A 23,092-nucleotide genomic window follows, 5' to 3' on the forward strand; every position below is an offset into this window, starting at 1 on the left:
CATGAGCGATTTCCGACACGAAACCGAGCGTCTGGTCCTGCGCGACTTCCACGGCGATGCGGACTGGGACGCGTTTTTCCGGGTCACCAATACGCCTGCGGTCATGCAATGGCTGCTCGGCGTGCTCGACGAGGACGGCATGCAAATGCAGCGCGGCCGGGTCGAAGCCTGCGCCAGGCGCAATGGCTTTTGCTTCTGGCTGATCGAGCGCAAGGACGACGGCGGTCACCTGTCGGGCGAAGTGCTCGGCTTTTGCGGCCTCAAGCGCGCCGATGCACCCGGGTCGAGCGTCGCGGACGAGTTCGAGATTGGCTGGCGGCTGCGCGAAGATGCCTGGGGCAAGGGCTATGCGAAGGAAGCCGCGCGGGCTGCGCTCGACCTCGCATTCGAGCGTTTCGGGGCCGAGGAAGTCCATGCTCTCACCGTCGATCCGAATGCGCCGAGCTGGGGGCTGATGATCGCGCTCGGCATGCAGCGGCGCGAAGACCTCGACTACGAGGACGAGCGCTTCGAGCCGCCCTTCCGCGACACGATCGTGTATTCGATCGACCGCGAAGGCTGGCGCAAGGCTCGCTGAAAAGGCCCGCTGAAGGGGTCTCTGGAGCGACTTTTCAAAGGGAATATTAACCATCGCAGCCTAACGCATTCGGGGCCGGATGCTGCGCGCCACCCGGGTCGCCAGGGGCGCTGAGGCAGGTCCGGATATCAGGGGGTTTTTCATGTTCGGACCGGCTCGGCTGCTCTTCACCGTAACCATTCTTACGGGCAGCTTCCTTCTCTTCCTCGTCCAGCCGCTCGTCGCGCGCATGGCGCTGCCGCTGCTCGGCGGCGCGCCCAATGTCTGGAACAGCGCGATGCTGGTCTACCAGGCGCTGCTGCTCGGCGGATATGCCTACGCCCATGCGCTTTCCACCCTGCCGATCCGGCGGCAGGCGATGATCCATCTCGCGCTGCTACTGGTCGCGGTGGTTTTCCTGCCGATTACCCTTGCCGAGCTTCCGCCCTCGCGCCCCGGGCTCGAGGCGCTGTGGGTCCCGGCACTGTTCGCACTGACCATCGGCCCGCTGTTCTTCCTCGTTTCCGCGCAGGCACCGCTGATGCAGCGCTGGTATGCCGCCGACGGCAAGGCGGGCGATCCCTATTGGCTCTATGCCGCGTCCAATGTCGGCAGTTTCGCCGGCCTGCTGAGCTATCCGCTGCTGTTCGAGCCGAACATGCCGCTCGACATGCAAAGCGGGATCTGGGCCGCGGGCTACGGCCTTCTCATCCTCCTCGTCGCGCTAGCCGCCTGGTCGCGCTGGAAGGGCGAGGACGTCGCCGCCCCGGTCGTCGCCGAAATCGAAGCCGAGGCCGAAACGGGCAACGACAGCATCGGCTGGCGCACCATCGCCCTGTGGCTCGCGCTTTCGGCAGTCCCCTCGGGCCTGATGCTCTCGACGACGACGCACCTCACGACCGACATCGTCGCAATGCCGCTGCTGTGGGTCATTCCGCTCGGCCTGTACCTGCTGAGTTTCTCGCTCGCATTCGCCGAGAAGAGCAATCTGGCCGACCTGTTCGTCAAGGTCGCGCCGGTCATAATCCTGTTCGCCGGCAGCCTTGCCATGCTGAGCAAGTCGCTGGCCGGCTTTTCGGGAGCGATCGCCTCGATCCTGCTGCTCTTCGTGGTCGCAGTTGCGCTTCACCGCCGCCTGTTCGCCCTGCGTCCCGCGCCGGAAAAGCTCACGCTGTTCTACCTCATGATGAGCGCGGGCGGTGCATTGGGCGGTCTCTTCACCGCGCTGTTCGCCCCGCTGATCTTCGACTGGGTGTGGGAGCACCCGATCCTCGTCCTCGCCGCCGCAGCCCTGCTTCCGGCACTGGCCCTGTTCGACTGGCAGGCGAAGTTCGGCATCGAGGGTGGCAAACGCCGGATCGCCACGATCGGCCTCGTCGTCCTGGCGGCAATCCTCGCCTTTGTACTCGTAAGGGCAACCGACAATGGTTCGGAAACCCTCGCATTCGTCGCCATGGCCGCGCTCTTCGTGCTCGGCGCGCTCGCCATCGGCAAGCGCTGGGCATTCGTCGCGGTGCTGCTCGCGCTGATGGTCGGCCGGGGCGGGGCGGAAACGCTCGAGACCTCGTTCGAAGGCGCGCGCGAGCGGAGCTATTTCGGCATCTACCGCGTGCAGGACAATGCGGAGACCGGCACGCGCGACCTGGCGCATGGCACGACGCTGCATGGCCGCCAGTTCCTCGATGCGGAGCGCAGGCTCGATCCGACGAGCTATTACGGCCCGACCGGCGGCGTCGGCCTCGCGCTGCGGGCTGCCGATGCGATGCACGGTCCCGATGCGAAGATCGGTATCGTCGGCCTCGGCGTGGGCACGCTCGCCTGCTATCGCACGCCGGATCAGGACTGGACACTCTACGAGATCGACCCGGTGGTCCTCGGCTATTCGACGGCCGGCCAGTTCTCCTTCCTCGACGAATGCGCGCCCGATGCGGAAAACGTCATCGGCGATGCGCGGCTCGAACTCGAGAAGCGCTCGGACGAGGAATACGACGTGCTGGTGATCGACGCGTTCAGCTCCGACAGCATCCCGCTGCACCTGCTGACGTCGGAAGCACTCGACATCTATCGCGGCGCGCTGGCCGAAAACGGCGTGCTCGTGTTCCATATCTCGAACCGCTACATCGACCTCGATCCGGTGATGGCCGCGCATGCCGAGGCGACCGGCTGGTCGGCACGCATCCGGCGCGATGCTCCGAAATCCGAAGTGCTCACGGCATCCGAATGGGTGGTGATGGCCCGTGACAAGTCGCGGCTGACTGAACTAGAGGCTCTCTATCCCGATGCGAAATGGTCGGACCTGCCTGCGCCCAAGGGCAAGGTTTGGACCGACGATCACGCATCGATCCTGCCTCACCTGCGGTGGGGCAAGCTGACCGGAGAGTGAGAATGACGAGCCGCCCTGGCGTGAACATCATCCCGATCCACGGGAAAACACCCAAGATCCACGAGACCGCCTTTATCGCGCCCGGCTGCACGATCATCGGCGATGTCGAAATCGGGGCGGGCAGTTCGATCTGGTACAATTGCGTGTTGCGCGCCGACGTTTTCACCATCCGCATCGGCGAGCGGACCAATGTGCAGGACGGCAGCGTCCTCCACTGCGACCCGCCGCGCCCCGGTGACGAGGGCGGCTCCCCGCTGGTGATCGGCGACGACGTGCTGATCGGCCACATGGCGATGGTCCACGGCTGCATTATCGAGGACCGCGGCTTCGTCGGCCTCGGAGCGATCGCGATGAACAAGGCGGTGATCGGCTCGGATGCCATGCTCGCCGCCGGCGCGATGCTGACCGAGGGCAAGAAGATGGGCCCGCGCGAATTGTGGGCCGGCCGCCCTGCGAAGAAGCTCAAGGACCTGACCGACGGCGCGATCGCCGGCATGCGCATGGGCGTGATGCATTACGCCGAGAATGCCAAGCACCATGCCGATGCGGTCGCTGCGGCCATGGGCGATGGCACGTCCCAAGCCTGATTTTCCCGATCGCGCCGCGATCCTCGCCCTGGCCGATGACGAAGGCAGGCTCGCGCTCAGGGTGACGCCCGGCGCACGCAGCGAATCCCTGTCGATCGATGGCGGCAAGCTGATCGTCCACACCCGGGCCAAGCCGCAGGACGGTGCCGCGAACACTGCGGTTCTCAAGCTGCTGGCGAAGGCGCTCGGCTGTGCGCCGTCCAGCCTGACCCTGTTGCGCGGCGCAACTTCGCGCGAGAAGTTGGTGCAGGTTAGTCCCTGATCAACGCCCGTAGCGCTTCGATCCGGTCCGCCTCGTGCGCGGGCTTGTCCCAGCGGATGCGGTGGATGCGCGGGAAGCGCATGGCAAGACCCGACTTGTGGCGCTTGCTTTCATGTACGCTGTCAAATGCGACTTCGAAAACGAGGCTCTTGTCGGTCTCGCGCACCGGGCCGAAGCGGTTGATCGTCTTTTGGCGCACGTGGCGGTCGATTTTCTTCAATTCCTCGTCGGTGAAGCCCGAATAGGCCTTGCCGACCGGCAGCAGGTCCGCACCCTGGTCCGGATCGCCGTCCCAGCAGCCGAAAGTGTAGTCGGAATAGAAGCTCGAGCGCTTGCCGCTGCCGCGCTGCGCATACATCAGCACGCAATCGACCAGCAGCGGGTCGCGCTTCCACTTGTACCAGTATCCGACCCGCCGCCCGGCGATATAGGGGCTGTCCTTGCGCTTGAGCATGAGGCCTTCGATCGCATCGTCGCGCGCGCCTTCGCGGATTTCGGCGAGATGATCGAAATCGCGCGCCTCGACTAGCTGCGAGAGGTCGAAGTGGCTGTTGGGCAGTTCGCCGAGCAGTTTCTCGAGCGTTTCGCGCCTCTCGCTCCAGGCTTGCTCGCGCAAATCCTCGCCGCGCCATTGCAGCACGTCGTAGAGGCGCACGAAGGCGGGGCTTTCGGTGAGCATCTTCTTCGATACGGTCTTGCGCCCGAGCCTTTGCTGGAGCGCGTTGAAGCTCGCCGCGCCCCCTTCCTCGCCGCCCTGGACCGCGCCGCGCACCAGTAGCTCGCCGTCGAGTATGCCCGGCACTTCGAGCGCATCGACCATTTCGGGGAAGGTCTGCGAAATATCGTCGCCCGAACGCGAATAGACCCGCGTTTCGCCGCCCGCATGGACGAGCTGGACGCGGATGCCGTCCCATTTCCACTCGGCCGCGTAATCGGCGAGGTCGACTTTCGTCTCCTCGAGCGGATGGGCGAGCATGAAGGGGCGGAACAGCGGCATGTTCTCGGTATCGGGCGGGTCCGCGCCTTCCGCTGCCCAGGCGAACAGCTCGGGATAGGGCGGCTCCAGCCCGTGCCAGTATTCCTCGACCTTCTCGACCGGCACATCGAAGGCCTGCGCGAAGGCGACCTTGGCGAGGCGGCTCGATACGCCGATCCGCATCGCACCGGTCGCAAGCTTGAGCAGCGCATAGCGGCCCGACGGGTCGAGCCGGTCGAGCAGCCGGGCGAGTTCGACCGGCGCGGTGCTGCGGTTGGTCGAGGATAGGATTTCAACCACTTGGGCAATGCTCGGCGCTGCCTTGGCGTCACTGTCGGGCGCGGGCCACAACAGGCTCGCGGTTTCCGCCGTATCGCCGACGAAATCGCGACTCAGCGTCCAGAGCACCGGGTCGATCCGGTCCTTCATCAGATTGCGGATGGTCGAGGATTTTACCGCGGGAAAGTCGAGCCCGTCGGACAAGGCGGCGAGCGCCCAGCCGCGATCGGGGTCGGGCGTCGCAAGCAGGTATTCCGAGATCAGCCGCAGCTTCTCGTTGCGGCTGCGCGTATAGACCAGCGCGTCGATCAGGGCGGCGAACTCCTCCACGCCTCAATCGTCCTCGTCGTCGTAGCCGACCAGCGCGAGAGCGCGGGCGCGGCGCTGGTTCAGCTGGCACCAGCGCAGCAGCGCTTCCTCGCGGCCGTGGGTGATCCAGTTCTCGTGTGCATCGACCTCCTGGATCGTGCGGGTGAGCTCGCCCCAGTCGGCGTGGTCGGAAATGACCAGCGGCAATTCGACATTGCGCTGGCGGGCACGCTGGCGCACGCGCATCCAGCCGCTCGCCATCGCAGTGACCGGATCGGGCAGGCGGCGGCTCCAGCGATCGTTGAGCGCGGATGGCGGGCTGACGATGACATGGCCGCGCATCTCGTCCTTCGTATGATCCGCCACTAAACGCAATTCGCCGAGGTCGACGCCGAGCTCTTCGTAGAGGCGGCACATCTTCTCCATCGCGCCATGGAGGTAGATCGGCTGGTGATGGCCGGCGCGGCGCAGTTCCGCGATCACGCGCTGCGCCTTGCCCAGCGCATAGGCGCCGACCAGCACGCAGCGGTCGGGATGCGCGTCGAGCCGGCCGAGCAGCTTGGCCATCTCGTCCTCGATCGGCGGGTGGCAGAACACCGGCAGCCCGAAAGTCGCCTCGGTGATGAAAATGTCGCAGGGCACGACTTCGAACGGCGGGCAGGTGGGGTCATGACGGCGCTTGTAATCGCCTGTAATAACGACCCTTTCACCCGCATGCTCGAGCAGGATTTGCGCGCTGCCGAGGACATGCCCGGCGGGGAAAAAGGTCGCGTCGACATCGCCCGGCAGGCGGATCGTTTCGCCATATTGGACCGGGATCGCCTTGTGCGGGATTTCGCCCGCATCGTCTTCAGCCCCGGTGCGATAGCGCAGTTCCATGATAGCGAGCGTCTCGGGCGTGGCGACAGTTTCGCCATGCCCGCCGCGTGCATGGTCGGCATGACCGTGGGTCACCAGCGCCTTGTCGACCGCGCGCGCCGGGTCGATCCAGCAATCGGCCGGCACGACATGGATGCCCCAGGGCTCGGGCCTGATCCAGGAGAAGGGTGCGCGCATGGTGCAACAACGAGAAGGGGTGCGAACCGTTTCCGGCGCGCGCCCCTTCGTATGTTCCGGCTGGAAAAGCCTAGCTCTTGTCGTCGCCCTTGCCGCCGTCGGCAGCGCCTTCCTCGGGCTTCATCGGAGCCTTCTTTGCGGGGGCCTTTTTCTTGGCCGCGGTCTTGCGCTTGGGCTTGGCCTTGGGCGGAGCAGGCGTGAGCTCGAAGCTCGGCTTGCCGTCCTTGACCGTGACATGCACCTCGCCGCCATCCGACAGCTTGCCGAACAACAGCTCCTCGGCGAGCGGCTGCTTGATCCGCTCCTGGATGAGGCGGCCCATCGGGCGCGCGCCGTAGAGCTTGTCGTAGCCCTTGTCGGCCAGCCAGTCGCGCGCATCCTTGTCGAACTGGATGTGGACGTTCTGCTCGGCCAGCTGCAGTTCGAGCTGGAGGATGAACTTGTCGACCACGCGAGCAACGGTGCTCTTGCCGAGATAGGCGAAGGGCACGATCGCATCGAGACGGTTGCGGAATTCGGGGGTGAACATCTTCTTCACCGCCTCGTCGCCCGCGTCTTCCTTCGACACGTCGCCGAAGCCGATGCCCTGGCGCGCCATGTCGGACGCGCCGGCATTGGTCGTCATGATGAGAACGACGTTGCGGAAGTCGACCGTCTTGCCGTGGTGGTCGGTCAGGCGGCCGTTATCCATCACCTGCAGCAGGATGTTGAACAGGTCCGGGTGCGCCTTCTCGATTTCGTCGAGCAGCAGCACGCAGTGCGGGTTCTGGTCGATCGCATCGGTCAGCAGGCCGCCCTGGTCGTAACCGACATAGCCCGGAGGCGCGCCGATCAGGCGCGAAACGCTGTGGCGCTCCATATATTCCGACATGTCGAAGCGCTTCAGCTCGATGCCCATGATCGAGGCGAGCTGGCGCGCGACCTCGGTCTTGCCGACGCCGGTCGGGCCGGAGAACAGGAACGAGCCGATCGGCTTGTCCGGATCGCGCAGGCCGGCACGCGACAGCTTCATCGCGGTCGACAGGCGGTGGATCGCCTCGTCCTGCCCGAAAACGACGTGCTTGAGGTCGCGTTCGAGGTTCTCGAGCGCCTTCTTGTCGTCCTTCGAAACCGATTTCGGCGGGATGCGCGCCATGGTCGCGATAACCGCCTCGATTTCCTTGGCGGTGATCTTCTTCTTGCGGCGGCTGGGCGGCACGAGCATCTGCATCGCGCCGACCTCGTCGATCACGTCGATCGCCTTGTCCGGCAGCTTGCGGTCGTTGATGTAGCGCGCCGACAGCTCGACCGCGGTCTTGAGCGCGTCGGGCGTGTACTTGACCTTGTGATGGTCCTCGAACGCGCTGCGCAGGCCCTGCAGGATCTTCACCGTGTCGTCGATCGTCGGTTCGTTGACGTCGATCTTCTGGAAGCGGCGCAGCAGCGCGCGGTCCTTCTCGAAGTGGTTGCGGAATTCCTTGTAGGTGGTCGAGCCGATGCAGCGGATCGAGCCGTTCGACAGCGCGGGCTTCAGCAGGTTCGAGGCATCCATCGCCCCGCCGCTGGTCGCACCGGCGCCGATGACGGTGTGGATCTCGTCGATGAAGAGGATCGCCTCGGGCATCTGCTCGAGCTCGTTGACGACCTGCTTCAAACGCTCCTCGAAGTCGCCGCGATAGCGCGTGCCGGCCAGCAGCGCGCCCATGTCGAGCGAGTAAATCACCGCGTCCTTCAGCACGTCGGGCACTTCGCCTTCGACGATCTTGCGCGCAAGGCCCTCGGCGATGGCGGTCTTGCCGACGCCGGGATCGCCCACATAGAGCGGGTTGTTCTTCGAGCGGCGGCACAGGATCTGGATCGTGCGGTCGACTTCGGGACCACGGCCGATCAGCGGGTCGACCTTGCCGGCCTCCGCCTTGGCATTGAGGTTGACCGTGAACTGGTCGAGCGCGGTTTCCTTCTTGTTGTCGGCCTTGCTCTCTTCAGCCTGGCCTTCCTCGGCACCCTTGGGCGCTTTCGATTCGAGCTGCTTGCCGCCCTTGCCGATGCCGTGGCTGATGAAGCTCACCGCATCGAGGCGGCTCATGTCCTGCTGCTGCAGGAAATAGACGGCGTAGCTGTCCCGCTCGGAGAAGAGGGCGACGAGCACGTTCGCTCCGGTCACCGTATCCTTGCCCGAGGACTGGACATGCAGGATCGCGCGCTGGACGACACGCTGGAAACCGGCGGTCGGCTGCGGATCGGAATCGTCCTCGGTCTTGAGCGACTGGTATTCCTGGTCGAGATACTGGCGCACCACGTCGCCGAGCTCGCCCGTGTCGACCCCGCAAGCGTCCATCACCTGCACCGCGTCCTCATCCTCGATCAGGGCGAGCAGCAGGTGTTCGAGCGTCGCATATTCATGGCGCCGGTCCGAAGCATGGGTCAGCGCCGTGTGGAGAGTCTTCTCGAGGTTCTGGGCAAAGCTGGGCATTCAACAGTCTTTCGTCGATGGAGACGGATATCCCCTGAACAGGGAGGATGAGAATTCGTGGTTAACATGGCCTAAACGGCCCGCACACGAAGCATTGCTATCGATATAGGAACGGGCCGGCTGATTTCGACCCCGCCCCTTCACGATGATGGCTTCCCGAACAGGGCATCGGCGGCCGCGCGGTGGGCGGAGGCCTTGTCGCGATGCGATTTGACCCGCTCGATCTCGGCTTCGAGCAGGGCGATGCGCTCGTCCAGCTCGTCCTGCGAATAGGGGCCGAGGTCCTCGCCTGCGAGCTTGCTCGCGGCATCGCCCTTGGGGCGCGGGAGGTCGTCGAGATCCATCGCCGACAAGTCTCGCCGGAACAGGCGCTTGCTGTCAATCGATCCCGCGTCTATTTCGGCGCATTCGTGCGGCCGCTGTCGCGCGTTCGCAACAAAGCTGCGCATTGGGGGCATGATGGCGCACGAATTACCGACAACCATGAAAGCCGCGCTGTTCGACCAGCCGGGCGATGCCGACGCGCTTGCGCTCGGCGAAGCGGAAGTGCCGATGCCGCGCGCGGGCGAGGTGCTGATCCGCGTCGCCTATGCGGGGGTCAACCGGCCCGATGTGATCCAGCGGCAGGGCCACTATCCCGCACCGCCCGGTGCCTCCCCGATCCTCGGGCTCGAAGTCGCAGGCGAGATCGTCGCGCTGGGCGAGGGTGTCGATCGCGAGTGGCTCGGCCAGGTCGTCTGTGCGCTGACGCCGGGCGGGGGCTATGCCGAGTTCTGCCGCACTCCGGTCGAACATTGCCTGCCGGTCGGCGATGCCTTGCCGCTCGACCATGCCGCGGCAATTCCCGAGACCCTGTTCACCGTGTGGCACAATGTCTTCCAGCGCGGCCACGCGCGCGAGGGCGAGCGCCTGCTGGTCCACGGCGGCACCAGCGGTATCGGGACCATGGCGATCATGCTCGGCAAGGCCTTCGGGCTCGAGGTTTTCGTCACCTGCGGCAGCGCGGAAAAATGCACTGCGGCGGAAAATTTCGGCGCCGATCATGCGATCAATTACCGCGAGGCCGATTTCGTCGAGCAGGTCAGGGAACTGACCGGCGGCGAAGGCGTGCATGTCGTGCTCGACATGGTGTCCGGCGATTATGTCGCGCGCAATCTGAAATGCCTCGCCGAAGACGGTCGCCACGTGACGATCGCGGTGCTCGGCGGGATGAAAGCCGAACTCAACATGGCCTTTATCATGAGCCGCCGCCTGACGCTGACCGGCTCGACGCTCAGGCCGCGCAGCGATGCATTCAAGTCGCTGCTATGCGCCGAGATCGAGCAGAACGCCTGGCCGCTGTTTCTCGACGGCGAGATCTGCCCGGTGATGGACCGCACCTTCCCGCTCGCCGATGCGGCGCAGGCGCACCGGCGGATGGAGCAGGGCGAGCACATCGGGAAGATCGTGCTCGAGGTCGCAGCGGGCTGACCTCGCGCAGCTCTCGCGCCGCTTGAGAGACTGACCCCAAACTGTCGCGAATTCGCTGAATCGTCACCGAAATGTGACGAGCGCGTCACACGTGCCTGTCATAGGCTCGGGGCAAATCGGTTGCTTCGAAGGGGTCCCGCCATGACCGATATGCCGTTCCCGCCCATTCCCGGTTTCCCGGCCGGCGACAATGTCGCGGACTTTCCCGCGCCCAAGCCGAAGGTCCCGGAAAAGACCATCGGTGAGCGCCGCCGCTTCCGCACGATATGGATCAGCGACATCCATCTCGGCACCAAGGGGTGCAATGCCGAGCTGCTGATCGACTTCCTCGACCATACCGATAGCGAGACGATGTATCTCGTCGGCGACATTATCGACGGCTGGCGCCTGAAGAAGAAGTTCTACTGGCCGCCGGAACACAACGACATCGTCTGGCGCATCCTCAAGCGTGCGCGGCGCGGTACGCGGATCGTCTTCATTCCTGGCAATCACGACGAGATGGTGCGGCCCTTTTCCGGCATGAATTTCGGCGGCGTGGAGATCATGCGCGCTGCGTTCCACGACACCGCCGATGGCCGCCGCCTGATGGTGCTGCATGGCGACGAGTTCGACACAATCATGCTCGCGCACCGCTGGCTCGCCTTCGTCGGCGACGCGCTTTACCACCTGATGATGAAGCTGAACGGCTGGGTCGCGCGGGTGCGCACCATGCTGGGCCTGCCCTACTGGTCGATCTCCAAGGCGGCCAAGCACAAGGTCAAGAACGCGGTCGAGTTCATCTCGAAATACGAGGAAGTGGTCGCCCGTGCCGCTGGCGAGCGCGGCGTCGATGGCGTGGTCTGCGGCCACATCCACACTGCCGAAATCCGCGAGTTCGAGCATGAGGGCAGGCGGGTCGAGTATTTCAACGACGGCGACTGGGTCGAAGGCTGCAACGCGCTGGTCGAGCATTTCGACGGGACGATGGAGCTGCTCCACTGGCCCGACGAGATGGCGAAGCGCGAAGCTGTGCCGGAGGCTGCCGAGCCAGGCGAAGTCGCAACCGAGCTGGAGGCGGCATGAACCGGATGACCCGCTTTGGCGCCGGCGACGTGTCGACCCACTCGCCCTTTCCGCATCGCATTGCGATCGTCAGCGATGCCTGGCTTCCGCAGATGAACGGCGTCGTGCGTACGCTGGCGACGACCTGCGACATCCTGCGCGAGTGGGGGCACGAGGTGACGGTAATCTCGCCCGACCGGTTCCGCTCGATGCCGTGTCCCACCTATCCGGAAATCCGCTTGGCTCTTGCGCCGCCGGGGGCCGTGGCACGCCAGCTTGCTGAAGCCCGGCCGGACGCGGTCCATATCGCGACCGAGGGTCCGCTCGGGCTCGCGGCGCGACGCTATTGCGTTGGGCAGGGGGTACCGTTCACGACCGCCTATCACACCCAGTTCCCCGACTATGTCGCCAAGCGCACCGGCATCTCGCCCGAAGTGTTCTGGCGCTATATCCGCTGGTTTCACAAGCCGGCCGAGCGGGTCATGGTCGCGACCGAAAGCATCCGCAGCGAATTGCGCGAGCACGGCCTTGAGAACCTGCATCACTGGAGCCGCGGGGTCGATCTCGAGTGCTTCACGCCCGATGCGCCGCTTCCTCCCGAGTATGCGACCCTGCCGCGCCCGATCATGCTCTATGTCGGACGCATTGCGGTCGAGAAGAATATCGAGGCATTCCTCTCTTGCGGTTACCCCGGCAGCAAGGTGGTGGTCGGCGATGGTCCGGCGCGCGCCGAACTCGAAGCTCGCTTCCCAGAGGCCCGTTTCCTCGGCAAGCGCATGGGCCGCGACCTCGCCGGATGTTACGCCGGTGCGGATGTCTTCGTTTTCCCGAGCAGGACCGACACTTTCGGCCTCGTCATGATCGAGGCGCTTGCCTGCGGCACGCCCGTCGCTGCATTCCCGGTCGCGGGGCCGGTCGATATCGTCACCGAGCCGACCGGAGCCTTGTCCGAAAACCTCGACCGCGCGATTGCCGCCGCCATCTTCTGCGACAGCGACGACTGCGCCGCCTTTGGCAGCACCTTCAGCTGGGAAGCGGCGACGAGGCAGTTCCTCGCCGGCCTCGTCTCGCTGGAGGAAGAAGCGCTGGCAGCCGCCTGATCAATAGGCGGGTAGCGCCTCGTCCATCGGCTGGCCGTATTCCGCCGCGTCGGCATCGGGATCGCTCATCGGTTCCGCACTGCTCGGGGCAATGGTCGTTTCCGAGTAGCTTTCCTCGTAATCGTAGCTCGGGCCCGAAGCGAAGCTCGGCATGCCGAAGGCCATGTTGCCGATCTCGTCGGTCAGCTGCACGGCGATGGCGACGCTGTTGATCGAATGGCCGAGTTCGCGCGCAGCGATATGCGCGCCGCCGCCATTGCCATAGGCGTCTGCCCAGTCGCGCAGGTCCTCTTCGAGCGAATCCTCGACCTTGTCTTCCGCGACGTATTTTTCCTCGCCGTCCATGAACACCGGGATCGCCGGCACGTCTACTGCCGCCGCGATGCGGCTGTTCTCGCCTTCGCCGGTGACGGTGAAGAGGATGGTCGCATCCTCCCAATCGCCATGCGCAGGGATGGTGAAGAGCACCTGCCCGGGGCCAGGCGTGCTGCGTTCCACGCGCTTGAGCGATAGCAGGCCGCTCATCTGGTTGGCGTCGATCTTGTTGAGTGCGGCTTCGACGTCGGCGGCATTGCCCGCGACATCGACCGTGAAGTCCGTTCCATCGCCGCATCCGGCCAGCGCCAATGCGGGAAGAATCACCATTCCCTTGCGAATCATTTTGCGTCCCCTCCCAAAAGAAGTCTGGGAGGCGGAATAAATATAAAAGCAAAACAAAGTTTTAAGTCGGGCAGGTAGGGCGGGCGAAGGTGGAAGTGCTTGCCCCCTCGGCCCGCTTGGCCTAGATCAGCCTCGCAACGGCCGCTCCGAAAGGGGCGGCCCTTCTATTTTCAGGTCCCGGAACGAGCCGGGCGGAGAAACGAAATGGCAGACCAACCCAAACCGCTCATGCCGCATGCGACCGCCACCTGGCTGGTCGACAACACCGGCCTCAGCTTCGAACAGATCGCCGAATTCTGCGGCCTGCACATCCTCGAAGTGCAGGCGATGGCGGACGATCTTGCCGGCAGCAAATACACCGGCCGCGACCCGCTGCACTCGGGCGAACTGACGCAGGAAGAAATCGACAAGGGCCAGGCGGATTCGTCCTACGTCCTCAAGATGCAGAAGGCCCCGGTCGAAGTGAAGCGGACCAAGGGCCCGCGTTATACGCCGGTTTCCAAGCGCCAGGACAAGCCGGACGGCATCGCCTGGATCCTGCGCAACCACCCGGAAGTGTCGGACGCGCAGATTTCCAAGCTGATCGGCACCACGCGCAACACGATCACCGCGATCCGCGAGCGTAGCCACTGGAACATCCAGAACATCCAGCCCAAGGATCCGGTCACGCTCGGCCTGTGCTCGCAGCGCGAGCTCGATGCCGTCGTCGCCAAGGCGGCCAAGAAGGCCGGGATTACCGACGCGGCTCCCGACGGCGAAGCAGCAACCAGCGACAAGGATCGCCTGATCGAGGAACTGCGCGCCGAACGCGATGCGAGCGAGAAGGCTGCCGCCGAAGCCGCGCAGGAAGCCGAAGCCGCTGCATGGCTCGAAGCCAAGCGCGCTGGCGAAGCTGCCGAGGGCGAGGGCGAATAAGCCTCGAGAGAAGCCGCAAGGTTTCGAAACAAAACGCGAAACAGGCGCTCCGGAGCGATCCGGGGCGCCTTTTCGCTTGCGCGCAGGTGATCGCTCCTGCATCTAACTTACATGGATGTCAGTAAGGTCGCCTATCACCATCCCAAGCCCTGGGACATGCCCATCGCCAAGCTGTCGGTGCCCGACATGTTCGCCCGCAGCGTCGCCGCATCGCCCGATGCACCGCTCGCGGAATTCATGGGCCGCACTTTCAGCTACCGGCAAATCCATGCGCAGGCGCGCCATTTCGCCGCCGCGCTGCAGGCGATGGGGTACAAGAAGGGCGACCGCATCGGCCTCTTCCTGCCCAATGTCCCGGCCTATATCGCCGCTTATTACGGCGCGATGATCGCCGGTGCGACGGTGGTCAATTTCTCGCCGCTCTATTCGGTCGACGAACTCGCCCATCAGGTCGAGGATTCGGGCACGCAGCTGCTCGTCACGCTCGATGTCGCATCGCTGTTGCCGACCGCGCTGGAAGTGCTGGAGAAGTCCTCGCTCGAGCGGCTGGTGGTCACGCGCCTGTCCGAAGCCCTCCCGACGGTAAAGGGGGTTGCGCTGAGGCTGCTGGGCCGCAAGCAACTCGCCCCGATCCCCAAGCGCGACGACGTCCTGCGCTGGGCGGACATCGTGACCCATGGCGAGCCGCTGAAAATCTCCATCGATCCCGAAGCCGATATCGCGCTGCTGCAATATACCGGAGGCACCACCGGGACGCCCAAGGGTGCGATGCTGAGCCATGCAAACCTCACTGCCAATGCGCAGCAGGTCGACGGCCTCGACCCGTTCGAGGACCGCGACGTAATCCTCGGCGTGCTGCCGTTCTTCCACGTTTTCGCCAATACCTGCGTGCTCAACCGCACGGTCCTGAAGCGCGGATGCATTTCGATGCTGCCGCGCTTCGACGCGAAGGATGCGCTCAAGACGATCGACCGCGTGAAGCCGACCAGCTTCCCCGGCGTTCCGACGATGTACCAGGCGCTGCTCGACCACGAGCGGATCGGGAAGACCGATTTCTCCTCGCTCAAGGTCTGCATCTCGGGCGGCGCGGCCCTGTCCGCACCGACGCGCGAGAACTTCGAGGCGGTTTCCGGCGCGCGCGTGGTCGAAGGCTATGGCCTGACCGAAAGCAGCGGCGTCGTGTCTGCCAATCCCTATGTCGGCGCGCGCCAGCCCGGCACCATCGGGCAGGTCCTGCCCGGCACGCTGGTGCGCCTGCTCGACAAGGAAGATCCGACCAGGCCCGCGCCTGATGGCGAGCCGGGCGAGCTGATCGTCAACGGCCCCCAGGTCATGCAGGGCTACTGGAACCGGCCCGAGGCCGACAAGGATGTCTTTGTCGAACTCGACGGGGAGCGCTGGCTGCGCACCGGCGATATCGCGGTGATCGGCGAGGACGGCTTCATCCAGATCGTCGATCGCAGCAAGGACATGATCTCGGTCGGCGGGTTCAAGGTCTTCCCGAGCCAGGTCGAGAACGTGCTGGTCGACCATCCGGCGGTGAAGGAAGCGCTCGTGATCGGTATGCCCGAGGATTACCGCGGCGAGGTGCCGCGCGCCTTCGTGACGCTGAACGAAGGCAGCGAGATCGCCGCGCAGGACATCGCCAAGTGGCTCAACGAACGCATCGGCAAGCACCAGCGGGTCGACAAGGTCGTCATCCGCGAAGAGCTGCCGAAGACGATGATCGGCAAACTCGACCGCAAGGCCCTGCGCGCCGAAGTCATCGACGACTGATCGCTACCGGAAGGCAGGCGCGCAAGAAAATGGGCGCCGTCCTCGCGAACGGCGCCCCTCTCCCACCTGTGAATTTCGTTTAGCCCGCGAGCGAGAGTTTCGGCTCGCCGTCGTCGCCGTCCTTCGGCGCGCCGTCCTTGCGTGTGACCGGCGACTGGGCCGGCGTATCGCTGCCGGGAACGCGGTGCGTGAAACGGCCTTCGACTTCTGCGCCTTGCTCGATGGTGAGCGTGTCGTAATGCACGTCGCCCTCGATCTTGGCCGAACGCAGCACGACGAGGTCGCGTGCGGTGATCGAACCGCGGACCGTGCCCGCCATGCGCGCGCTTTCCGCCTTGACCGCACCCTGGATCACGCTGACTTCGCCCTGCACGAGCGATGCGCATTCGATGTCGCCCTCGATCTTGCCGTCGACATGCAGCTCCGTGGTGGCGCTGACGTTGCCGGTGATGGTGACGTCGGTTCCGATGACCGAGAAAGTGCCGCTGTTGTTCGCCATCGGCTTAGGCACCGGCCTGCTTGGCCGAGCCTGCTGCTCGGACTTCTTTGAGAACATTGGGGGCTTTCTCCAGGAAAGGACGCGGATTGACCGCGCGATTGTTGATGCGCACCTCGAAGTGAAGGTGCGGGCCGGTCGAGCGCCCGGTGCTGCCGATGGCGCCGATGACGTCGCCCGCGTCGACCTGCTGGCCGACCTTGGCGTTGAAACGCGACATGTGGGCGTAGCGGGTCATCAGGCCGTTGCCGTGGCTCACTTCGACCGTCTTGCCGTAGCCCGACTTCCAGCCGACGTAGGTCACGCGGCCCTTGGCTGCCGAGTGGATCGGTGCGCCCATCGGGCCCTTGAAGTCGAGGCCGGAGTGCATGGCACCGGCGCGGGTGAAGGGATCGCTGCGATAGCCGAAGCCCGAGGAGATCGACGCACGGCTCGCCGGGGCGACCTGCGGGATGCCTTCGAGCGTACGCTCGAGCGCGGTCATGCGCGCAAGGCTGAGGCCGAGACGCTCGAAACGCGGGTCGAGGTCGCCGTTAGCGGCGCTTGCCAGCTGCTCGAGCGGACCACCCATCGCGCTGCGATCGGCATTGCGGATCATGCTGTCGGGGTTGAGGCCGAGATCGCGGATCGCCTTCGCGGCGCGAGCGGCGCGGCGGTCTGCGAAGCGGGTGAGGCGCTCGACGAAAACGAGCTGGCGGGCTTCGATCTTGGCGAGAGCGGCAGCTTCGGGGATCAGCGCGCTGACCTTGTCGACGGTCGCCTGCGCCTCGGTCGAGGAATCGCTGACGGTTTCTTCCGCGCGCACGTCGTCGGGCAGGCTATCGACCATCGCCTCGATGAATTCCTGGCGCTGCTGTAGGTCCGCGGCGACGTCGTCGAGCTGGTTGGAATAGGCGTCGAAACGCTCTTCCTTGGTCGCGACGCGCGCTTCGCGATCGAGCAGCGAAGCCCGCTCGGCCTCGGCGCGATACTGGCTCCAGCCCATCACGGCCATGGAGATGGCCCACGCGAAAAGCGCCGCCACGGCAATCGAGGCGGCGGCGATCTGCATGCGCGAAGTTATCTTGATGAAGCGAACCTGGCCCTGCGATCGCATGAAGAACTCGCGATCCGGAAACCAGGTGGCCAGGCGACGTCCCATACCGCCGGCAGTTCGTGAATTGTCCAAAGCGACCCCGTTATCGTGGCTTTTTGATTGATCGGGGCGCTAGCACGGGATTTCGGGCGCGTCGAATCGGAGTCGCGCGCGACTAGGCGAGTCGAAGGACTCGCGCGGTGAGTTGTTGTGAACCTTCTCACCTGAATGCCCAATGTCCGGGATTCGAAGCGGTTCCCGAAAGCGCTGACAATTTCCGATACGCTTGGTAACGACAGTCTACGAATGACCCGGAATCGCGATCTTCCCCAACGATTCAACCGCTTGCGGGGCGAGTCGTGAGAATCGGTCTGCTCGGCGGCAGTTTCAACCCGGCGCATGGCGGGCATCGGCGAATCTCCTTGTTCGCGAAAGAGGCCTTGGGGCTCGACGAAGTGTGGTGGCTCGTTTCGCCCGGAAACCCGCTCAAACCGCGGGCCGGAATGGCCCCCTTGACGTCACGCGTGCACTCCGCACTGGCAATGGCAAGGCGCGCCCCGATCCGGGTGAGCGCGATCGAACGGCAGTTCGGGACGCGCTACACGATCGACACGCTCCACGCGCTCAAACGGCGCTTTCCCGACCACGACTTCGTCTGGCTGATGGGCTCCGACAACCTTGCGCAATTCCACAGGTGGAAGGATTGGCGCGGCATAGCGCGTGCCATGCCGATTGCGGTCATCGCGCGACCCGGCTATGATGGCGATGCTGTTGCAAGCCCCGCAATGGCCTGGCTCGGAAGGCACCGCGTCTCCCCGGCCAGACTGAAATCGAGGGGCAGATGGAGTTCGCCGGCACTGGTGACCTTGCGTTTTGATCCCGACCCGCGTTCGGCCACGGCTATCCGCCGCGCCGATCCGGACTGGGCTTCGCGAATGCCCGATCGCTCGCCGCGCGACCAACTCACGCACAGGTTGATAGAGGAACCCGTCGCTTGACGCGTCAGTTACCTCGACATCGGCCCGCGTGCCACACCAACACCAGGAGCAATGACACCGCCTATGAACCAGGCGCAAACCGATATCGCCGCAAACGGCAATGGCATGACTAGCCCCGGCAACGCCGCCGACTTCGAAGCCGAGGAGGGCAGCGTGCTCGCCCTCGTGCTCGAACAGCTCGACGACGACCAGGCGCAGGACGTCGTGGTCATTCCGCTGGAAGGCAAGTCGAGCATCGCCGATCACATGGTCATCGCCTCGGGTCGCTCGACCCGGCAGGTGGCGTCCATGGCGCAGAAGCTGGCCGAAAAGATCAAGCAGGGCGGCTTCGGCCCGGCCCGGCTCGAAGGCCTGCCCGCTGCGGATTGGGTGCTGATCGATTCCGGTGACGTCGTCGTCCACCTGTTCCGGCCGGAAGTGCGCAGCTTCTACAACCTGGAACGCATGTGGGCATTCGGCGACGCCCCGCCGGTCGCAGCAGGCACTGCCTGACCTGACCTTTCGTGCCCGCAAGGCGCGCGGGCAAAGGATCGTTTGAAGCCATGCTCCTGCATGTGATCGCGCGCGGGAAGATCGCCCGCTCCCCCGAAGCGGACCTCGTCGCGCGATACGAGAAGCGCCTTACCTGGCCCGTCCGGCTGACCGAACTGCCGGAAACGGGCGGGAAAATTCCCGAACCGCAAACCCCTTTCCGCACCGTGCTGCTCGACGAGCGCGGAAAGGATATGCCGAGCGAGAAGCTGGCCGAAGTGCTCGGCCGCTGGCGCGACGACGGCATCCGCGAAACGCGCTTCGTGATCGGCGCGGCCGACGGCCACTCGCGCGAGGAGCGGGCCGAGGCGGATCTGCTGCTCGCATTCGGCAAGGCGACCTGGCCGCACCTGCTCGCCCGCGCGATGCTGATGGAGCAGCTCTACCGCGCGACGGCAATCCTTGCGGGTCATCCCTATCATCGGGCAGGGTGACGCCATGACGCGTCGCTATCTCGCTCTTTTCTCTTCGGCCGCACTCGCCGCACTCGTCGGCGGGGTCGCGCTTGCGCAGGGTGATGCGCCGGTCGAGGACGCCGATGCGATCCGCAAGCAGCTGCGCGATGCCCAGCGCGAAGCGCGTCAGGCGGAAGAGCGCGGCGAGCGTCTCGAAGCAGCCGCGCGCGAGGCGACCGAGGCGGCGGAGAAGACCGCGCGCGAAGCAGCAGCGCTTGCCGCGCGCATCCAGCAGGCCGAGGCGGGAATTGCGGCGGCCGAAGCACGCGTCGCTCTCATCAATCGCGAACGCAGCCAGCTGGCGAGCCGGCTTGCCGAACGGCGTGAGCCGCTCGTGCGCCTGACCGGCGCGCTGCAGAAACTCGCGCGCCGACCGGTCGCGCTTTCGGCGCTCAAGCCCGGTTCGCTGAGGGAGACGGTATACCTTCGCGCCATGCTCGAAAGCACCATCCCGCAGGTGCGCGAACGCACTGCCGCGCTGCGCGCCGAGATCGCGCGCGGCAAGGAGCTCGAGCGAGAGGCGAACCAGGCGCTCGCCGTCCTGCGCGATACGGAAACCCAGCTCGGCGATCGCCGCAAGCGCCTTGCCGCGATCGAGACCCGCCAGCGGCTCGCCTCGCGTCGTGCGGGCGGCGACGCCAGCCGCGAGAACGAGCGCGCCCTTGCTCTTGCAGAACAGGCGCGCGATCTCGACGAATTCATCGAACAGCTCGACCGCGCCGGCAGCCTGCGTTCCCAGCTGGCCGCCTTGCCCGGCCCCGTGATGCGCCCGGCAGAACCCGAACAGGCAGCACCTGTCTCGAACCCCTCCATTGCCGCATCGCCCACCGCAGCTGGCAGGCTCGCCTTCCAGCTGCCCGTTTCGGGCCGGACGGTCTCGGGCTTCGGCGAGCAATCGTCGGGCGGTGTCCGATCGACCGGCCTGACGCTGCGCCCGCGCGACGGTGCGCAGGTCGTCGCACCGGCCAAGGGCCGCGTCGCCTTTGCCGGGCCCTATCGCGGCTATGGACGGATCGTGATCCTCGAGCATGACGGCGACCTCACCAGCCTCGTCACCGGACTTGCCCGGACCGATGTCGCGGTAGGCGACGATCTGGTTGCGGGCGCCCCGCTCGGCGTCGCAGGCGTCGGGCAGCCCGAGGTGATGCTCGAAGTCCGGCGCGAAGGGCAGCCGATCAATCCGCTCGCCTTCATCCGCTAGTTAAGCCGCCCTGCCGCAATCGCGCCGCTTTGGGACGCCGCAGAATTCCTCATCTGGCGTTCAGGCGCCGCGCGCGATAGATTGTGCACAAAGGAAAGGCTCGACCCGATGAAATTTGCCGCACTTGCACGCTCTGCCGCCCTGGTGACCGCCGTGGCGCTGATTCCCGCCACTACGGCCGGGATGGCACAGGTGGACGGCAAGGCCGGGCCGGAGTTTTCCAAGCTCTTCGCGACCTACCAGCGCATCAAGGCGAATTACGTCGAGCCGGTCGATGACGAGAAGCTGATTCGCGGTGCGATCGACGGCATGCTCGCCTCGCTCGACCCGCATTCGGCCTATCTCGACGGTTCGGACCTCGAACGCCTCGAAACCATGATCGACGGCAATTATTCGGGTCTCGGCCTGTCGGTCGTGATGGACGATGGTGCGGTCAAGATCATTTCGCCCTTCCGTGGCAGCCCTGCCGATGAAGCCGGCCTAAAGGCGGGCGACTTCATCACCCACCTCGATGGCGAGCTGATCTACGGCGGCGACCTCGACGAAGCGGTCAGCCGCATGCGCGGGCCGGCAGGCACCTCGATCCGCCTGACCGTCTACCGTCCGGGCCGCGACGAGCCGTTCGACGTCAGCGTGACGCGCGGCGTGATCGAACTCGAACCGGTGACGCATGAAATCGCGGCCGGGAATATCGGCATCATCACCGTCAACGAATTCAGCCGCGACGTCGGCGCCGACGTGTTCGCCTCGTGGCAGGCGATGCGCCGCGAAGCGACCGGCCGGATCAACGGCCTCGTCCTCGACCTGCGCTCGAACCCGGGCGGTTCGCTCGACGAGGCGGTGGCGCTGTCCGACCTGTTCCTCGACAAGGGCCGCATCGTCTCGCAGCGCGGCCGCGCGCGGGGCGAAACCGTGCTCTACGATGCGGAGACCGCGTTCCGCGGCCAGATCGCGGAGGGCATTCCGATGGTCGTCCTGATCGATGCAGGCTCTGCTTCGGCTTCCGAGATCGTCGCCGGCGCGCTGCAGGACCACCGCCGCGCGGTGATCATGGGCGAGCGCAGCTTCGGCAAGGGCAGCGTGCAGTCGCTCCTCATCATGGGCAACGACAGCGCGCTCAAGCTGACCACCGCGCGTTACTACACGCCGGCGGGCCATTCGGTGCAGGAAGGCGGCATCAAGCCGGATATCCGCGTGCCGCAGCTGTCCGATCCCGACCTGGCGCGCCGCGCGAAATTCCAGATCCGCGAATCCGATCTCCGCGGCCATCTCGTCAACGAGGTCGGCCTCGCCGACAAGGATCTCGAAACCGACAAGTCGGCCGATCCGCGCTTCACCAAGACGGCGGAAGAGCTGAAGGAGCAGGGCATCGAGGATTACCAGCTGCATTACGCGCTGGAGACGCTGCGCCGCACTGCGCCGAACACGGTTGCGCGCCGCGACTGAGGCATTTAGCGCCGCCGGCATGACAATTTCGCCTTCGGACCGGCTCGCACAGCGACTCGCGCTCGGTATCCCGGCGCTGCTGCTCGGCGGTGCCTATATTTCCGAATACGGTTTCGGCCTGTTCCCGTGCGAAATGTGCTGGTGGCAGCGCTATCCGCATTTCGTCGCCATCGTGCTCGGCCTCATTTCCTATTTCGCCTCGCCACGCCGCCTGTGGATCGCGCTCGCCGCGCTGGCGGTCGTGGTTTCGGGCCTGATCGGAGGTTTCCATGCGGGCGTCGAATACGGCTGGTGGGAAGGTATCACCGATTGCGCGACCACCCAGTCGGGCGGCGGCAATGCACTCGACGATATCTTCAATGCGCCGCTGACGCGCTGCGACCAGGCACCTTGGAGCCTGTTCGGCGTTAGCCTTGCAGGTTGGAATTTTCTCATCTCGACGTTCGGCGGGCTGGCAGTGCTCGGCCTGCTGGCGCGAAGGAAGACTGTATGAGCAAGCATGTGACGACAAAGCCAGACACGGCCTCGATGATCCGGGTCGACCAGGCGGGCGAATTCGGCGCGACGCGCATTTACGAGGGCCAGCTCGCGGTCATGGGCGACCGGCATCCGATGTCGGCAGAAATTGCCCATATGGCGGCGCAGGAAGAGGTCCACCGTGCCAAGTTCGATGCGCTGATGGCGCGCCGCGGCGTTCGCCCGACGGCATTGCAGCCGTTCTGGTCGGTTGCCGGCTATGCGCTCGGCGCGGGCACGGCGCTGCTCGGCCCCGAGGCTGCGATGGCCTGTACCGCTGCGGTCGAGGAAGAGATCGACAAGCATTATTCCGAGCAGCTCGATGCGCTGGAAGAAGACGGGAGCGATCCCGAGCTCGCCGCCATGATCGAGCAGTTCCGCGAGGAAGAGCGAGAGCATCGCGACACCGCGATTGCAGCGGGCGCGGAGAAGGCTCCGGCCTATCCGCTGCTGTCGGGCGCGATCCGCCTCGGCTGCCGCGTCGCGATCAAGCTCGCCGAGCGCGTTTGATCTGGCCGCTTTCGCACCCATTTCGCTTCATATAGAGTTCAC

General features: G+C 65.5%; 23 protein-coding genes. 16 read left to right on the top strand and 7 right to left on the bottom strand.

The genetic code is table 11. The annotated features are described in order from the left end of the window. The first annotated feature begins 1 nt into the window (after position 1). From EO245_RS02650 to EO245_RS02665, 4 genes are all read left to right on the top strand, one after another. A complete protein-coding gene (locus EO245_RS02650; protein WP_128891478.1) occupies positions 2–577 on the top strand; it encodes a GNAT family N-acetyltransferase in 576 nt (191 codons plus the stop codon). Positions 578–719: 142 nt separating this feature from the next. Next, positions 720–2,939, top strand: a complete 2,220-nt coding sequence (locus EO245_RS02655) for a spermidine synthase (RefSeq protein WP_128891479.1) — start codon at positions 720–722, stop codon at positions 2,937–2,939. A 2-nt stretch (positions 2,940–2,941) separates the two neighbouring features. Further along, on the top strand, positions 2,942–3,526 hold the full coding sequence (locus tag EO245_RS02660; protein WP_128891480.1) for a gamma carbonic anhydrase family protein: 585 nt from the start codon (positions 2,942–2,944) through the stop codon (positions 3,524–3,526). Then, a complete protein-coding gene (locus EO245_RS02665) occupies positions 3,507–3,788 on the top strand; it encodes a DUF167 domain-containing protein (protein WP_128891481.1) in 282 nt (93 codons plus the stop codon). Before EO245_RS02660 ends, EO245_RS02665 begins: the two co-directional genes overlap by 20 nt. Here EO245_RS02665 and EO245_RS02670 read toward each other — a convergent pair. The 4 genes from EO245_RS02670 to EO245_RS02685 form a co-directional block, all read right to left on the bottom strand. Then, complete coding sequence (locus tag EO245_RS02670; RefSeq protein WP_128891482.1) at positions 3,778–5,373, bottom strand: cisplatin damage response ATP-dependent DNA ligase; 1,596 nt, start codon at positions 5,371–5,373, stop codon at positions 3,778–3,780. The two genes, EO245_RS02665 and EO245_RS02670, sit on opposite strands and share 11 nt — an antisense overlap. 3 nt (positions 5,374–5,376) lie before the next feature. Then, positions 5,377–6,408 carry a ligase-associated DNA damage response exonuclease gene (locus EO245_RS02675; RefSeq protein ID WP_128891483.1) on the bottom strand — a complete coding sequence of 344 codons (1,032 nt, stop codon included), beginning with the start codon at positions 6,406–6,408 and terminating at the stop codon, positions 5,377–5,379. 70 nt (positions 6,409–6,478) lie between these two features. Continuing rightward, the gene (gene clpA / locus EO245_RS02680) at positions 6,479–8,860 is read right to left on the bottom strand and encodes an ATP-dependent Clp protease ATP-binding subunit ClpA (RefSeq protein WP_128891484.1); all 2,382 of its coding nucleotides are present in this window, start codon (positions 8,858–8,860) and stop codon (positions 6,479–6,481) included. Between the two features lie 140 nt (positions 8,861–9,000). After that, positions 9,001–9,204 (bottom strand): DUF1192 domain-containing protein, encoded by a 204-nt coding sequence (locus tag EO245_RS02685; protein ID WP_128891485.1) that lies wholly within the window; start codon positions 9,202–9,204, stop codon positions 9,001–9,003. 139 nt (positions 9,205–9,343) lie between these two features. Between EO245_RS02685 and EO245_RS02690 the strand changes: the two genes are divergently transcribed. The 3 genes from EO245_RS02690 to EO245_RS02700 all read left to right on the top strand — a co-directional run bounded on the left by EO245_RS02690 (position 9,344) and on the right by EO245_RS02700 (position 12,471). Then, positions 9,344–10,330 (top strand): NAD(P)H-quinone oxidoreductase, encoded by a 987-nt coding sequence (locus tag EO245_RS02690; protein WP_128891486.1) that lies wholly within the window; start codon positions 9,344–9,346, stop codon positions 10,328–10,330. A gap of 141 nt (positions 10,331–10,471) precedes the next feature. Continuing rightward, on the top strand, positions 10,472–11,392 hold the full coding sequence (locus EO245_RS02695; protein ID WP_234026939.1) for a UDP-2,3-diacylglucosamine diphosphatase: 921 nt from the start codon (positions 10,472–10,474) through the stop codon (positions 11,390–11,392). Between the two features lie 5 nt (positions 11,393–11,397). Further along, positions 11,398–12,471: a glycosyltransferase family 1 protein gene (locus EO245_RS02700; protein WP_128893431.1), complete on the top strand. Its 1,074-nt coding sequence runs from the start codon at positions 11,398–11,400 to the stop codon at positions 12,469–12,471. On the opposite strand, the gene EO245_RS02705 is transcribed toward EO245_RS02700, so the two are convergent. Beyond that, positions 12,472–13,131, bottom strand: coding sequence for a hypothetical protein (locus tag EO245_RS02705; protein WP_128891487.1), 660 nt, complete (start codon positions 13,129–13,131; stop codon positions 12,472–12,474). 204 nt (positions 13,132–13,335) lie between these two features. On the opposite strand from EO245_RS02705, the gene EO245_RS02710 reads away from it, so the two are divergent. Both EO245_RS02710 and EO245_RS02715 read left to right on the top strand, forming a co-directional pair. Beyond that, positions 13,336–14,046, top strand: a complete 711-nt coding sequence (locus EO245_RS02710) for a DUF1013 domain-containing protein (protein ID WP_128891488.1) — start codon at positions 13,336–13,338, stop codon at positions 14,044–14,046. Between the two features lie 111 nt (positions 14,047–14,157). After that, a complete protein-coding gene (locus EO245_RS02715) occupies positions 14,158–15,822 on the top strand; it encodes a long-chain fatty acid--CoA ligase (protein WP_128891489.1) in 1,665 nt (554 codons plus the stop codon). Between the two features lie 79 nt (positions 15,823–15,901). On the opposite strand, the gene EO245_RS02720 is transcribed toward EO245_RS02715, so the two are convergent. Both EO245_RS02720 and EO245_RS02725 read right to left on the bottom strand, forming a co-directional pair. After that, the gene (locus EO245_RS02720) at positions 15,902–16,321 is read right to left on the bottom strand and encodes a polymer-forming cytoskeletal protein (protein WP_199798673.1); all 420 of its coding nucleotides are present in this window, start codon (positions 16,319–16,321) and stop codon (positions 15,902–15,904) included. Between the two features lie 4 nt (positions 16,322–16,325). Next, on the bottom strand, positions 16,326–17,459 hold the full coding sequence (locus tag EO245_RS02725) for a peptidoglycan DD-metalloendopeptidase family protein (protein ID WP_234026940.1): 1,134 nt from the start codon (positions 17,457–17,459) through the stop codon (positions 16,326–16,328). 269 nt (positions 17,460–17,728) lie between these two features. Between EO245_RS02725 and EO245_RS02730 the strand changes: the two genes are divergently transcribed. The 7 genes from EO245_RS02730 to EO245_RS02760 all read left to right on the top strand — a co-directional run bounded on the left by EO245_RS02730 (position 17,729) and on the right by EO245_RS02760 (position 23,050). Next, positions 17,729–18,391, top strand: a complete 663-nt coding sequence (locus EO245_RS02730; protein ID WP_255416961.1) for a nicotinate-nucleotide adenylyltransferase — start codon at positions 17,729–17,731, stop codon at positions 18,389–18,391. A 105-nt stretch (positions 18,392–18,496) separates the two neighbouring features. Continuing rightward, entirely contained in the window at positions 18,497–18,883 is a 387-nt protein-coding gene (rsfS, locus tag EO245_RS02735; protein WP_128893433.1) for a ribosome silencing factor, read from the top strand. 50 nt (positions 18,884–18,933) lie between these two features. After that, complete coding sequence (locus EO245_RS02740; RefSeq protein WP_128891492.1) at positions 18,934–19,356, top strand: 23S rRNA (pseudouridine(1915)-N(3))-methyltransferase RlmH; 423 nt, start codon at positions 18,934–18,936, stop codon at positions 19,354–19,356. A gap of 4 nt (positions 19,357–19,360) precedes the next feature. Beyond that, the gene (locus EO245_RS02745; protein WP_128891493.1) at positions 19,361–20,578 is read left to right on the top strand and encodes a murein hydrolase activator EnvC; all 1,218 of its coding nucleotides are present in this window, start codon (positions 19,361–19,363) and stop codon (positions 20,576–20,578) included. 108 nt (positions 20,579–20,686) lie between these two features. Next, positions 20,687–22,024, top strand: coding sequence for a S41 family peptidase (locus EO245_RS02750; RefSeq protein ID WP_128891494.1), 1,338 nt, complete (start codon positions 20,687–20,689; stop codon positions 22,022–22,024). A 19-nt stretch (positions 22,025–22,043) separates the two neighbouring features. After that, on the top strand, positions 22,044–22,517 hold the full coding sequence (locus EO245_RS02755) for a disulfide bond formation protein B (RefSeq protein ID WP_128891495.1): 474 nt from the start codon (positions 22,044–22,046) through the stop codon (positions 22,515–22,517). After that, positions 22,514–23,050, top strand: a complete 537-nt coding sequence (locus EO245_RS02760) for a demethoxyubiquinone hydroxylase family protein (protein WP_199798674.1) — start codon at positions 22,514–22,516, stop codon at positions 23,048–23,050. The genes EO245_RS02755 and EO245_RS02760 overlap by 4 nt, the downstream gene beginning before the upstream one ends. Positions 23,051–23,092: the final 42 nt, after the last annotated feature.

Source organism: Erythrobacter sp. HKB08 (genome assembly GCF_004114695.1).
GTDB lineage: Bacteria > Pseudomonadota > Alphaproteobacteria > Sphingomonadales > Sphingomonadaceae > Parerythrobacter_A.